The organism is Saccharibacillus sp. O23 (assembly GCF_002205895.1).
In the GTDB taxonomy this organism is placed as follows: domain Bacteria; phylum Bacillota; class Bacilli; order Paenibacillales; family Paenibacillaceae; genus Saccharibacillus.
On sequence record NZ_NJDE01000009.1, the window covers coordinates 219,329 to 232,997 of the forward strand.

Sequence of the window (13,669 nt, forward strand, 5' to 3'; positions counted from 1 at the left end):
TCGACAGAAGGAGGGACCTGCGGGTCCCTTCTCTTCTTCGGCGGCGCTCTTGAAGGAGGAGAACTCCGCGTGAATGTATTAAAAGTATCCCGCTGGACGATCGCGGCCTTCATCCTGCCGTGCTTGATCGTCTATGTCGGTCTCGTATTCGTCCCGATCCTCGTCTCGCTCTACAGCGGCATGCTCGATTGGAACGGCATCGGCAAATCGACCTTCGTCGGATTCCACAACTACGTCAAGATGTTTACGCACGATTCCGTGTTCTGGCCGTCCGTGCGCCGGACGTTTACGCTGGCCGGATTCTCCATGCTGGTACAAGTTCCGATCGCGCTGTTCGTGGCGGTTCTGATCACCCGTTTCGTCCGTCGTCCGAATTTCTTGGTCTCGAGTTATTTCCTGCCGGTCATCCTGTCGGTCGCCATCATCGGCCAACTGTGGAAAACGATCTACAACCCGGCTTCGATGGGCGGCATGATCAACGGGATTCTGACCAGCCTCGGCTTGGAATCTTGGACCCATTCGTGGTTGACCGAACCGAAGATCGCCATTTATTCGATCATTCTCGTCTCGCTGTGGCAGTATCTCGGTTATCACATCCTGATCCAATTCACCGGCATTCAGAACATTCCGAGCGAAATCTACGAGGCGGCCAAGATCGACGGAGCCGACGGCTTCAAGGCGGACCGTTACATTACGCTGCCGATGGTGCTGCCGATCCTGAAGATCTCGATCGTCCTGTCCTTTATCGGCTCGCTCCAGTCGTTCGACCTGATCATGGTCATGACCGGCGGCGGACCCGCGCATGCGACCGAAGTGCTCGCAAGCCATATGTACAACATGTCGTTCATCACGATGAAATACGGATACGGAAGCGCCATCGCCAACGTGCTCATCGCCATGTGCCTGATCGCCACGGTATTGATCAACGCGCTGTTCAACCGTCTGGACAAGCGGTATTCCTAAACCGCCGTCCTCTTATCATGAAGGAAAGGGGGCTGCGCCCATGAGCCAGTTCGCAAGTTCCGCGGGCTCCAAGCCCGCGCTTAAAGTCCGTGGCCGCCGAGTCTCGTTCAAGACGGTGATCGCTTTCGTCTTCTTCGGCATCCTGCTCGTCACGCAGCTGTATCCGCTGCTGTGGCTGCTCATCTACTCGCTCAAGACGAACGAGGAGATTCTGTCGGGCAGTTTCTTCGCTCTTCCGGCCCAGTGGCAGTGGAGCAACTATCAAGGCGCCGTCGAAGGCGGCAACTATTTCCGTTATCTCGGCAACAGCTTGTTCGTGACCATCACCACGATGGCCGGCGTGATCCTGTTGTCCTCGCTGGCGGCATTCGCCATCACGCGGTTCCGTTGGAAATACGGTCAACTCGTCATGCTGCTGTTCCTGCTCGGCATGATGATCCCGATGCAGGGCACCTTGCTGCCGCTGATGATCATCTTCAAGAACCTGCACATTCTCGATACCCATCTGGCGCTGATCCTGCCTTATATGGCGTTCCAGATGCCGATCGCCGTGTTCATCTTGAGCGGCTTCCTGCGAAGCATCCCGCACGAGATCGAAGAATCCGCGATCATGGACGGCGCGGGCGCGTTCCGCATCTTCCGCAGCGTCATTCTGCCGGTATCCATTCCGCCGATGATGACCGTCTGCATCCTGACTTTCATCAACGTCTGGAACGAATACATCTTGGCCGCGACGTTCATTTCTTCGGAAAAACTCAAGACGCTGCCGTTCGGCGTATACAGTTTCGTCAGCCAATATTCGGTCAACTACGGCGCGATCGGCGCGTTCTTGGTCCTTGCCGCGCTGCCGGTTATCGTCGTGTACTTCCTGCTTGCTGAAAAAATTACCAAAGGCATGGTAGCAGGTGCGGTTAAGGGTTAAGATGGAGTCATGAGACGCTTAACGAAACGCCTAAACACGATCTACGGCCGGCTGTTTCCCGTGTTCCTGTTCAGCCTGCTCGGTCTTCTGCTGATCGTCAGCCTCGTCTATTATCAGCGGGCGACCGAGCAGGTTCGGGATCAAGTGGGAGCCCTGGCCGAAAAAAACATGTCCCAGACCGTCGCTTTGTTCGAGCAGCTGCTCGACGGCTACGACAGCGTCACCAAGACGCTGAACAGCAACGGCGAACTGATGCGGCTGCTCAGCCAGTCGTATCCGTCTTCGGGGTCCAACGCGCAGATTCAAGCGGAGCGGCGGATCACCGATATTCTGGGCGCCATTTTCTATTCGCGAAGCGATATCGTCGGCATTCATATCTTAGGCGACAAAGGCAAAGTGTACAGCTTCGTGCGTTCCACGGGAGCGTCGATCCAGACGTATCCCGACAAAGCTTGGTTCATGGAGTTGAAGCGTTCGCAGGGCGATATCCGCTGGCTCGGCGTGTATCCGGAATCGCTGATGAGCGGCTGGACGGATCGTCCGGTGTTCGCGTTCGGACGTCAGGTGTTCGAGCTGGAAGAACTGAAGTCGGTCGGCTACGTGCTGATCGAAGTCGAAGCGGACGCGATCACGTCGGCCGTGTCCAACGCCAGTCTGGGCGAGAATACGCAGGTGGAGATTCGCGACGGCTCGGGCCACGAGATTATCCGCACCGGTTCGGAGCCGGAAGCTTGGGCTTCGGTGCCTGTCGATTGGCCGGGCGCGCTTCGCCCCGGCGATATTCAAGCCCGCGAGAGCGGCGATTGGCTGCTGACCGCCGGGCAGGTCGAGAAGAACGGATGGACCATTCTGCGCGCTTCGCCGCAGAGCGACCTCAAGCTGGAACTGCGGGAGACGCAGCAGTTTCTGATGACGGTCATCGTCGCGCTGATCGTCGCGGCGACGATTCTGTCGACGATCGTCTCGCGTTCGTTCTCGCTGCCGTTCAAGCGGCTGGTGCGCGAGATGAAGCAGGTGGAGACCGGCAACTTCAAAGGTCAGGTGCATATCGAGTCCTACGAAGAGATCAACGTGCTGGTCGGTTCGTTCAATCGCATGGTGCGGGAGATGGACGGGCTGATCGAAGGCATCAAGCAGGCGTCGATCAGCGAGAAGAACGCGCAGCTTCAAGCGCTGCAATCGCAGGTCAATCCGCATTTTCTGTTCAACACGCTCGATATGATCTATTGGATGCTGGACGAACGCGGCGGCGACGATCGGCTCGAAGGGGTCATTTTATCGTTGTCCAAAATGTTCCGTTACAGCAGCGATTGGGAAGAAGGGGCGAAGGTTCGTTTGCGGCTCGAGCTGGAACAGCTCAAGTCGTATCTGACCATTATCGAGACCCGGCTGGGCCGCCGCGTGCTGACGCAGATCGACGTGGAAGAGAAATGGTTGGACGCGCCCGTGCCGAAGATGATTTTGCAGCCGATCGTCGAAAATGCCGTCAAATACGGACTTGAACCGCTGCGCGAAGGCGGCACGCTGCGCATCTATTCCCAAGCGGAAGAAGACCGTCTGCATATCGTGGTCGAAGACGACGGGGCGGGCATCGACGAATGGACCTTGTTCCGCTTGAGACGGCTGCTGGATTATCCGCAGGCGGCCGAAATGTTATCGGAAGGCGGGCGGACCGGAATCGGACTGCTGAACGTGCAGCGGCGTATCCGCCTGCTGTACGGAGAAGCGTACGGATTGACCATCCACAGCATACCGGGCACCGGCACGAAGGTTCGCGTGACCTTCCCGCTGCCCGACGAGGAGGGATTGACGTGAACATACTCGTCGTCGACGACGAACCGATTATCCGCAGCGGGATTCAACGCACGATCGAGCGCTCTTTTCCCCAGCACCGCGTCATTCTGGCCGAAGGGCCGATCGATGCGGTGGAGCGGCTCAAAGGCGAGATGATCGACCTCGTGCTGACCGACGTGTTAATGCCGGGCATGAACGGGCTGGAACTGATGGAAGTCTCGCGTTCGCTGCATCCGGACGCCAAATGGGTCGTGATCTCGGCTTACTCGGAATTCGAATATGCCAAGAAAGCGGTTCGGCTGGGCGCGCGCGATTATCTGCTGAAGCCGATCGGCAAAGACATCTTGGTCGAACTCGTCAAGAAAATGAGCGAAGAAGTGGCGGAGAGCAACGTTCGGGCGAAAGAAAATCAACTGCTGAAGCAGAATCTGCGTTTCCTGCGCGAAGCCGTGTTCGCCCGTTGGGCGTCGGGGCTGGATCTGGGCGGCATCGACTTGGCTTCTTTTACCGAGGCGTACCCGGATTTCCATCTGCTGATGGTGCACGTGGAGAGCGACGGCGACACCAAGCTGGAGCATTTTATCGTGGAAAACGTCATGAACGAGCTGATCGCTTCGGCGGGCGGCGGCTTCGTGGCGAGCATCGACGCCAAAAGCCTGCTCGGCCTGGTGAAGCTGGCTCCGGGCAAAAGCTTGTCTTCGCTCAACGAAGAACTGCGCAATTATCTCAAACGTTACTTGAAAAAGCCGTTCCAACTGCTGCTGTCCGCCAAAATCGAAGACCCGTCGAAAGTGCCCGGCGAAGTGCAGCGGATGCGCGAATCGTCGGAATATCAGGTCTACGACCATTACGCGAGCGGCGGCGAGCAGGCGGTCGAAGTGGCGCTGCAGTACATAAAGGCGCGCTACGGCGCGGAATTGTCGCTCGAGAAAGTGGCTTCTGTCGTCTATCTGAACCCGGCCTACTTCAGCCAATTGTTCAAGCAGAAGACCGGGCAGGGATTCAAAGAGTATATCACCCAGATCCGCTTGGACCGGGCGATGGAGATGCTCGGCGAGTCCGAACTCAAGGTCGGCGATATCGCCGAGCGGGTCGGCTATCCGGACGTGCGGCATTTCTCGCAGGTGTTCCGCAAGAAAATCGGCTGCACGCCGTCGGAGTACCGGGAGCAGATCCGAAGCAAATGTTGAATGGCGCATTAACGACAAGGGAGCCGTCAGGCTCTCTTTTTGCGTGCGCCGATCGGCATGCGCAGAACGTTTGGGCCGATGGTCCCGGCGTTCTTTTTTTGCCCGAAAAACGACGCCCGAAAGAGGGACTTTCGTCGAGATTTTGCCGGCTTGCTTGAGAATCTCTTCACTTTCCAAGCGAGCGAGCCGAATATAAGAAAAAATAGGTTTGACAGAATATGGAGGAGGCGCATCATGGCGGGAAATCGAAGAAAATCGCCGTTTCGTTATGTATTGGATGAACCGATCGCGTTCGAGTTGTATATCGTCAGCTTGAATTTCACGACCGCGCCGCGCAAGCCGGTGCAGGCTTACATGCACGACATCAGCCGCTCGGGCTGTCTAGTCTCGCTGCCGCTGGAAATTCCGGTCGGGCATAATCGGATCTGCGTCGCGCTCGATTTCGTATTGAACGAGGAACCGCTGCATTTCGAAGGTCAGCTTCGTTGGAACAAACAGGAGAACGGACGGGATTACTACGGAGTGGAGTTGAACGTGCCGGAAGATCAGAAAGATCGCCTGCAGTTGGAACTCAGAGGGTTGGCGGGAGCCAATCGGATTCGGGTGATGTAACGAAGAAAAATATAGATTTTCGTGAATTCGGGACTTTCGCTGCGGATTACATGATCATCGTTCCTTTCGAGTCCATTCGGCGATGAATGGGCTTATTTGTTTTCTAGCGTTCGGAAGACTTCAATCGATTCGGATTCACCGGCTTGCTGAGCCAATGATCGTCGGTCTGAACATGGTTCTGACGCACGAATTTGGCGAGGCTGCGTTTGAACTCGTCATAGGCGAACGAATCGGCCAGACGCACCACGTAACCTTCCTGCTCGCCGCCGCATTCGGAGATGCGCGTGTAACAAGCTTTGACGGCTTTCTCGTCCCAGACGCCCCGATAAAGGACCGGCACGGTCTTGATGCCGAGTTCCTGCGCCAACTGCTCCGTATCGTCCCAAGACAAGCAGACGTTGCGTTCGTTCCAAACGGAAAACAGCAGGAAATAATCCGGAAGCGCGTCGTAATAAATCGAATGTTCGGCATACATGTTTTCTCCGCACAGCCGCCAGTTTTCCGGAATCAGATAGCGGATGCCTCCGTGCAGCGTCTTGACGTAATGTCTCGACGAATGGTCTTTGCTGTCGAGCGAACGGGCGTGGATATGATCCGGATACATGGTCGTGTTTTCTCCGTCCATTTTCTCCGTGACCACGACTTCCCGTCCTTCGAAATGCTTCGTGTCCCTCAGAATCTTGTCGTCGTCCGTGTAGCTGCGCGACCAGGGCAGATGCATCGTTTTGGGATATTTGATTTTCATGGAATCACCTCGTTGAATCCTTTCCGATCCGATCTTCGCGTACTGATTCGGTCTTCTTATTTCCCGTATTCGTCGGCTTGAGCAAAAAAGTACATCTTCGCCAGCATCTCGCCGCCCATCAAGTGATAGACGTTCGACGCGCCCGCGTCTTTGCCGTGCAGAATCTCCATGTGCAGCTCCGTGCGGCTTGCCACGTCCGACGCGAATGCTTCCGGGTAACCGAGTTCGGTCAACAGATGGCAGGCGATCGACGCCGATACGTGCTCGTGTCCGAAGTAAGAGAAGTAGCCGCGGTTTTCTTTCCACACTTTGCAGAAAGGCTTGCCGATATCGTGCAGCAGAGCCGTCCACTGCATGGCGAGGCGGTCTTCTTCTTCGTAAAAAGCGTTCACGTATTCGAGCACCGCGTACGTGTGCTGCGACAACGTTCGGCTGTGGAACGGGTTGCCTTGATCGTAGCCGAGCATTTGCGCGAACAGCGGGTGACGGGAAAGGCAGGCGAACAGCTCGTCGTGTCCGGCCTGCGCGCGCAGCAGCGTTTCGATGTCGGCGGATTCGAGCCGGTCGGCCGAACGGCCGCGATCGTCCGAAGAAAAGCCGTTTGCCGTTTCATCGGACTGCGCGTGTACCAGATGCACCGCCGAGAACCCTTCGCCGAGCAGCGGAAATTGCAGATTCTTCGCGTATTTGGACAGAATCTTGTCGTCCAACTTGCGTTTGCGGCCCGCGATCCGCCGCTGCGCCGTTTCGTACGGCGTATCGAAGAAATAGGCTTCGACCGGGTAATCGGCGAACCGTTTCAGGAACTTGCTCCGCCGATCGCGGTCCACGTTCGTCGCGTCGAAGATCACGTCGCGTCCGCCGGCTAGCGCTTGTCCGATTTCGCGAAATGCCTCGTCGAAAATGACGTAGGTGTTTTTTTGCTTGGACTCGCCGCCGAACAGACGTAATCGTATGGCATCGCTGGAGACGATGACGCCGCGCGTTTCTTTTTCCAGTCTTCGCGCGTGCACGCTTTTGCCGCTGCCGGGAATGCCGATCAGCATATGAATCGTATTCATCAGGAATTCACCTCCTTTCGGTGGCGGTCCCTTTCTTACTATACCCTAATCGAGCAGGTTTGCGCATGCCGCGAAGGTACCGGGACTACCGGTACCGTTCCCGCGGCGAATCTTCCGGATCGAGCTTCACGTCGTCCTCCTTTCGTCGACACGCCTACCTTATTTTTTAGTACAGTTGTATTATTTAGCGCACCGTTTTATAATACGAATGTGTTAAATAAAAAGAGAAGAGGTAGACGTTTGAGAAATACGGAAATCTGGCTGGCTGTAGCGAATCTTGCGATTCTGATCTTTGCCTGTCGAGGCGCGTTGAAGCGTAGAAGAAGATCGGCTGCCGCTTTTGCGGTGTCGGCGGGGCTGCTGATCGTGCATCTGGTCGTCGAAGGCGCAAGATGGGAGATGATTCCGTTGTACGCGCTGACGCTGCTGCCTGCCGTTCTGCTGCTGCGCAGCAGGCGAACAGAAAGGCAGGAAAAGGCAGGTAGGCATCGCCCGGGCATCCGAATCGCGGCCGGAGCGGCAGCGCTGTTGTACGGATCGGCGGCGGTCATGCTGCCGATCGCGCTGCCGGTATTCAAGTTCGAGCCGCTCGAAGGGCCTTACCGAGTCGGAACGGTCACCTACGCTTGGACGGACGAGTCGCGACCGCAGGTGCATGCGCAGTCTTCCGGGAAGCGAAGAGAACTGCTCGTACAGTTCTGGTATCCGGCGGACGCGAAGGCTTCGGACAAGCCCGCGCCTTATCTGGAGCATCCGCGAGCATTCGCGGAAGCGTTGGGACGCAGCGAAAACATTCCGGCGCTGCTGTTCGACAGCATGCGGCTGGTACGAAGCCGTTCGATTCCGGACGCTCCGCTGTCGGCGGAGAAACCGAAGTATCCGGTCGTGATCTATTCGCACGGCAACCGCGGCTGGAGCGGGCAAAGTACGTTTCTGACCGAACAGCTGGCTTCGCGCGGGTATATCGTGGTCGGCATCGAACATGCCGGAGGAACGAATACGACCGTTTTTCCGGACGGGACGATCATGCCGTTTTATGCGGATGCCGGACAGACGCTGGATAACGGCGCATTCGACCGGTTGGCCGACGAAGTCTGGGTACCGGACGTCAAGTTCGTTCTGGATAAGCTGGAAGAAGTCGCGGATTCGGGGGGAACGTCTACGAAAGCAAATACCGGCGAAGCGGCCGGCATGTTCGCGGGGAGTCTGGATCTTGAACGCGCCGGCATCGTCGGTTATTCTCTGGGCGGAGCGGCCGCGGTACAGATGCTTTTGGGCGACGAACGGCTTCGGGCGGGTATCGATATGGACGGTGGGTTCTACGGATCGCTGCGCGCGCCGGAAGGCATCGGCCGACCGTTCATGCTGATCCGCGCGGACGGCACGTTCGCTCCGGACGCCATGAGCGAGGAGCAGTTGGCCGCGATCGGCGCTTCCCGGGAGCAGTACGAAGCGACCGTGGGCGAACTGTTGAAGCGGCAGGCCCGGGCGGCGGAAGGCGGCAATTACGTGCTGACGCTGCGCCATGCCGACCATACGAGCTTTTCCGACGCTCCGCTGTATTCGCCGCTGCTGTCCGCGGCGTCCGGTCTGGACGCGCTCGGCGCTCACCGGGTCATCGAATCTTATGCGGCCGCCTTTTTCGACAAGTATTTGAAAGGGGAACCTTCGGAGCTGCCCGCTCTCGAAGCGAACGAAGGAACGGAGCATACGCTGATCAAAGGATAAGAGGTCGCATGCGAAAGAATAAAACAAGCATAGCATAAAACAGACCGGAGCCTGTCCGGACCGACATCGCGCGCGGCGCGGAATCGGCCGGCCGCTCCGGTCTTATTCGGCTGCGCCGCTCTTGAAGCTGCGGATCAGCTCCAGCAGATTCGCGGCCGCCGGGGACAGCGCTTCGCCGCGCCGGGTGCAGACGGCGATCACGTTCTGCAAAGCGGCGTCTTCGACGAAGACGCGGCAGAGCTCCCCCCGCGCGACCTGATCGCGGACCACGAGCGACGAGACGAAGTTCGCGCCGTAGCCCGCGACCACCGCGCGGATCGCTTCGGGCAGGCCGCTGAACGCCAGCGCCACGCGGGGCGTGGGCAGCCCGTGCGTGCGGCACAGCGCGAACAGCCGCTCGCGGGTCGAGCTGCCTTCGCCGCGCATGACGAACGGCTCCCGCATCATCTCGGCGAGCGAGACGACGCGGTTCGCGCAGCGGTGCTCCGGCGCGACGACGAACCACAGTTCGTCGCGGAACAGCTCTTCGGCCTCGATCTCGTCCGAATGGCGTTCGGGCTGGCCGCCGTAGACGGCGAGATCCGCCTTGAGGTCGAGCAGGCGCTGCAAAGCGCCGCCCGCATGGGTCGTCGTGACCGACAGCTCGACCTGCTCGTGCCGCCGCTTAAAGGCGGCGATCCAGCCCGGCAGCAGGAAGTTCGCCGGCAGGTAGGTGGCGGCGATGTTCACGCTGCCTTCTTCGCCGCTCGCATAAGACGCGGCGAAGTCTTCGATGCGGCGCTCGGCCGCGAACAGGCGGCCCGCCAACCGATGCATTTCGCGGCCGGCTTCGGTCAAAGCGATGCCGCGCCCTTCGCGGCGCAGCAGCGGAAGCGCCAGTTCCTGCTCGAACTTCTTGATCTGCGCCGTGATCGCGGGCTGGCTGATGTTGAGTTTCTCCGAAGCGCGCGTCACGCTGCCCAGCGAAGCCGTCTCGTAAAATAAGCGCAGCGCGTGCAAATTCATCATGCTGTTCCTCCGATTCATTCATACTTTTTATTTATGATTATGAGATGAAGATATATTATATTTATCTTTGATTTTCGTCTACACTGAAGGTGCAAGGGGAACGCCGCTTCGAATTCCGGCCGCTTCCCTGATCGAAAATCTTCCCTACGAGAGGAACGTGATTCTGATGACCGAAAACCTCAATCCGCAAGAACGTCCGCATACTTGGGCGAAAGTCGACCGTTATCTGGAGCAGCGGCTGATTCCGGAAGACGCTGCATTGACGCAAGCGCTCGAAACGAACGAAGCCGCCGGACTTCCCGCTTACGACGTCTCGCCGCTTCAAGGCAAGCTGCTGCAGCTGCTCGTTCGCATGAACGGAGCGCGGCGCGTGCTGGAGATCGGCACGCTCGGCGGCTACAGCACGATCTGGATGGCTCGCGCTCTGCCGGAAGGCGGCCGGTTGGTCACGCTGGAACTGGAGCCGCTGCATGCCGAAGTCGCGCGCGGCAATCTGCGCGGCGCGGGGATCGAAGACGGGCTCGTGGAGATTCGCGTCGGCGAAGCCCGCGAGCAGTTGGAGGCGCTGATCGCGGAAAGCGCCGAGCCGTTCGATTTCATTTTTATCGATGCCGACAAACCGAACAATCCGGCGTATCTGCAAGCCGCGCTGAAACTGTCGAACCCGGGAACCGTCATCGTGGGCGACAATATCGTCCGAGGCGGAGAAGTGATCGACGAAACCAGCGAAGACGAGCGGGTACAGGGCGTACGCCGATTCTTCGATCTGCTCGAGAACGAACCGCGCATCGAAGCGACGGCGCTGCAAACGGTCGGCGGCAAAGGCTACGACGGATTCGTGATCGGCATCGTCCGCTGACGAACCGCCGGATCGAACGCAAAAGCGGCCGACCGGCCGAAAAACAGCAAAAAGCAGCCGCGTCCGTCGAGACGAACGGCTGCTTTTTTGTCGCGCGCAGTCGAAGATAGGGTTTAAATCATCGAAGTCCGGATTCGGCGCTGCTGCGGCAGAGTTCGTGTCCCGACAGCCTGCTCAAGGCAGAATCGCGAACGACCGGACCGGGAAGCCCGACGCTTTTTCCGCTTTGGGCACGAGGTTGAAAATCACGGCACCTTTGGGCGGTACCTGATCGAGATTCTTCAGCAGCTCTACTTGATAGGCGTCCTGCTCGAGTACGTAATATTCGCCGAGCAGCGCGCCGTTCTTCGTATAATCCGCCGCCGAATCGGTATCGAACGTCTCGTGCCCGACCGCTTGAATCCGGCGTTCGCCGAACAGAAACTTCAACGCTTCCATCGACCAACCCGGCGCATGGTTGCGGCCTTCGGCGTCTTTGTTTTCGAATTTCTCCTGACTCGGCCAACGCTTGCTCCAATCGGTGCGCAGCGCGACGAAGCAGCCGGCTTCGATCTCGCCGTGCTCGGCTTCGAAAGCTTCGATGTCGGCGACGGACAGGGAATAATCGGGATCTGCCGCGGCTTCCCGCGATTTGTCGATCACGACGAGCGGCAGGACCAACTCTTTCAGATCCAATTCGTCGAGATAACGGGCATCCCGCACGAAATGGATCGGCGCGTCGAGATGCGTGCCGTATTGGCCGGGGAAACTGAACCGCTGAGCGAAGAAGCCGTCGTCATGCGTGAACAGCGTCTCGAATTCGGCGGCCGCGAAAGCGGCGAAATGCGGGGAATCCGGGCCGAACGCGTGGGTCAGGTCGATCCATTGTTTTTGTTTGAGCAGTTTGAGCGCGTCCAAGAGTTCGTTGGTCATGAGTACCCACCTCTTTTTTCCTTTTTAACGTTTGATTATAAAGGCAAACGTTTCGACGAAGCAAGCGTTCGGGCGGAATCGCGTTGGACGGTTTCCGTTCCGTTTTGGCCGGGGGTATGCTAGGGTTAGGGCATATAAGCGATTCGATCAAGAAAAGTCGGAAAGGAACGGGAATCATGGAATTCGACAAAACGACGCGGATCGCGACGGCCGTAGGGCTGATCGCGGTTCTGCTGCTGCTGCCGCTCAAGATTGCGGTAGGGCATCCGGGGATCTATTACGCGGTGGTGGCTGCGGCGGCAATCTGGGCAGGCTTTCGGCTGACAGCCGGCAAACCGAGCGACGAGCGCTTCTACCGCCGCTGGTCGCGCAAAACGCAGACGGGAAAATGGGGAACTTTGTTGGCCGAATCGGTCAAATCGCTGATTCTGCTGATCGCGATCGTCGCGTCGGGAATCATGTTGACCGGCATTTCGCCCCGGCAGATGCTGACCGAACTGACGCCGGGCCTGCGCGCCGGAACGGCGGCGCTGTTGATCATGTTCAGCGTCGTGTGGGGATTCGCCGGCGTGCAAGAAAAGAATCGCCGATTCGCCCGGCTGAAAAAGCGTTACGAAGCGTAAGCGAACAGGCGAACGGAGCGAGTCCGTTCGCCTGTTTATCATTGCCGAATCCCGGTTCGGCGCTCAAGCTCTGCGGCGCGGCCTGAGCGACCTGCTTGCGCGGCCGGCAGAGCGGCAGCGGATCGTCATCAGGCTCGCCAAGCGGTACGGTACGCGCGAGGAATCTCGAGTTCGATATTCAAGCTTCGGGCCGCTTCGACGGTCCAGAACGGATTGCGCAGCAGGCCGCGTCCGATCGCGACCAGATCCGCGCGACCGTTGCGCAAGATCTCTTCGGCTTGTTTGCCGGTCTCGATCAAGCCGACGGCCGCGGTAGGCATCCCGGCCGCTCGGCGGATCGTTTCCGCGTAGGGCACCTGATAGCCGGGATAGACCGGCGGGGCTTCCGGCAGCACGCCGCCGCTGCTGCAATCGATCAGATCGACGCCTTGCTGTTTCATCCAGCGCGCATAATGGACGTGGTCTTCGACATGATTGCCTTCGGGATGATATTCTTCCGCCGAGATCCGCACGAACAGCGCGCCTGTCCAGACCGCTCGGACGGCTTCGACGATCTCGCCCAGCAGCCGATAACGGCTGCGCCGGCTTCCGCCGTACCGATCGGTCCGTCGATTGGTCAGCGGCGACAGAAATTCGTTGATCAGAAATCCGTGCGCGGCGTGCAGCTCGATCGCGTCGAATCCGGCGGCTCGGGCCCGCCGGGCCGCCGCCGCGAACGAATCGACGACTTCGGCGATCTCCGTTTCGTTCATGGCTTGCCGGGGGCGGCCTTCGTAAGCGAGACCGGACGCGGACAGGGCCGGTTCTTCCGGGGAGTCGTTTTCTTTTTTGCGTCCGGCATGCCAGAGCTGGATGCCGCTTTTCGAACCCATACGATGCAGCAGGACGTTCAATTGCCGCATCGCTTCGATCTGGGCGTCGTCCCACAAGCCCAGATTGGCGGGGATGCCTCTGCCCGGCCGGGAGATCGCGGTCGATTCGAGCATGACCAGGCCGGCTTGACCGACCGCGCGGGACGCGTAATGCACGAGATGCTCGTCCCGAAGCATGCCGTCTTCGGCAGCGAACCCCGTCGCCATGGGCGCCATCATGATCCGATTTTTGAGCAGCAGATTTCCGATTTCGATCGGCGTAAACAACATATGCAGTCCTCCTCTGGTGAGCGGCTCGCGAGTCCGTTACAATCGATTATAGAACCCGATCGGCGAAACCGGCAGTATGCACAATAAAGTGCGATACGCACCGAAAGGAG

The 13,669-nt window shown here is 58.7% G+C and carries 13 protein-coding genes; 8 read left to right on the forward strand and 5 right to left on the reverse strand.

Annotation, left to right across the window (positions count from 1 at the left end; translation table 11 throughout):
- Positions 1-69 precede the first annotated feature (69 nt).
- From CDO73_RS13005 to CDO73_RS13025, 5 genes are all read left to right on the forward strand, one after another.
- On the forward strand, positions 70-963 hold the full coding sequence (locus CDO73_RS13005; RefSeq protein WP_088488949.1) for a carbohydrate ABC transporter permease: 894 nt from the start codon (positions 70-72) through the stop codon (positions 961-963).
- A 40-nt stretch (positions 964-1,003) separates the two neighbouring features.
- Positions 1,004-1,885, forward strand: a complete 882-nt coding sequence (locus CDO73_RS13010; RefSeq protein ID WP_179218692.1) for a carbohydrate ABC transporter permease — start codon at positions 1,004-1,006, stop codon at positions 1,883-1,885.
- Positions 1,886-1,894: 9 nt separating this feature from the next.
- Complete coding sequence (locus tag CDO73_RS13015) at positions 1,895-3,700, forward strand: sensor histidine kinase (protein WP_088488950.1); 1,806 nt, start codon at positions 1,895-1,897, stop codon at positions 3,698-3,700.
- Positions 3,697-4,869: a response regulator transcription factor gene (locus CDO73_RS13020; protein WP_088488951.1), complete on the forward strand. Its 1,173-nt coding sequence runs from the start codon at positions 3,697-3,699 to the stop codon at positions 4,867-4,869. The genes CDO73_RS13015 and CDO73_RS13020 overlap by 4 nt, the downstream gene beginning before the upstream one ends.
- 234 nt (positions 4,870-5,103) lie before the next feature.
- On the forward strand, positions 5,104-5,481 hold the full coding sequence (locus tag CDO73_RS13025; RefSeq protein WP_088488952.1) for a PilZ domain-containing protein: 378 nt from the start codon (positions 5,104-5,106) through the stop codon (positions 5,479-5,481).
- A gap of 103 nt (positions 5,482-5,584) precedes the next feature.
- Here the strand turns inward: CDO73_RS13025 and CDO73_RS13030 are convergent, their stop codons facing one another.
- Together CDO73_RS13030 and CDO73_RS13035 are read right to left on the reverse strand one after the other, a co-directional pair.
- Entirely contained in the window at positions 5,585-6,226 is a 642-nt protein-coding gene (locus tag CDO73_RS13030; RefSeq protein ID WP_088488953.1) for an RNA ligase family protein, read from the reverse strand.
- 56 nt (positions 6,227-6,282) lie between these two features.
- On the reverse strand, positions 6,283-7,287 hold the full coding sequence (locus tag CDO73_RS13035) for an AAA family ATPase (RefSeq protein ID WP_088488954.1): 1,005 nt from the start codon (positions 7,285-7,287) through the stop codon (positions 6,283-6,285).
- A gap of 240 nt (positions 7,288-7,527) precedes the next feature.
- Between CDO73_RS13035 and CDO73_RS13040 the strand changes: the two genes are divergently transcribed.
- A complete protein-coding gene (locus CDO73_RS13040; protein WP_179218693.1) occupies positions 7,528-9,015 on the forward strand; it encodes an alpha/beta hydrolase family protein in 1,488 nt (495 codons plus the stop codon).
- Positions 9,016-9,117: 102 nt separating this feature from the next.
- On the opposite strand, the gene CDO73_RS13045 is transcribed toward CDO73_RS13040, so the two are convergent.
- Complete coding sequence (locus tag CDO73_RS13045) at positions 9,118-10,020, reverse strand: LysR family transcriptional regulator (RefSeq protein ID WP_088488956.1); 903 nt, start codon at positions 10,018-10,020, stop codon at positions 9,118-9,120.
- A gap of 169 nt (positions 10,021-10,189) precedes the next feature.
- On the opposite strand from CDO73_RS13045, the gene CDO73_RS13050 reads away from it, so the two are divergent.
- Positions 10,190-10,882: an O-methyltransferase gene (locus CDO73_RS13050; RefSeq protein WP_088488957.1), complete on the forward strand. Its 693-nt coding sequence runs from the start codon at positions 10,190-10,192 to the stop codon at positions 10,880-10,882.
- Between the two features lie 174 nt (positions 10,883-11,056).
- On the opposite strand, the gene CDO73_RS13055 is transcribed toward CDO73_RS13050, so the two are convergent.
- Positions 11,057-11,794: a cyclase family protein gene (locus CDO73_RS13055; protein ID WP_088488958.1), complete on the reverse strand. Its 738-nt coding sequence runs from the start codon at positions 11,792-11,794 to the stop codon at positions 11,057-11,059.
- A 176-nt stretch (positions 11,795-11,970) separates the two neighbouring features.
- Between CDO73_RS13055 and CDO73_RS13060 the strand changes: the two genes are divergently transcribed.
- Positions 11,971-12,417 carry a hypothetical protein gene (locus CDO73_RS13060; protein WP_088488959.1) on the forward strand — a complete coding sequence of 149 codons (447 nt, stop codon included), beginning with the start codon at positions 11,971-11,973 and terminating at the stop codon, positions 12,415-12,417.
- Between the two features lie 128 nt (positions 12,418-12,545).
- Here the strand turns inward: CDO73_RS13060 and namA are convergent, their stop codons facing one another.
- The gene (namA, locus tag CDO73_RS13065; RefSeq protein WP_088488960.1) at positions 12,546-13,559 is read right to left on the reverse strand and encodes an NADPH dehydrogenase NamA; all 1,014 of its coding nucleotides are present in this window, start codon (positions 13,557-13,559) and stop codon (positions 12,546-12,548) included.
- Positions 13,560-13,669: the final 110 nt, after the last annotated feature.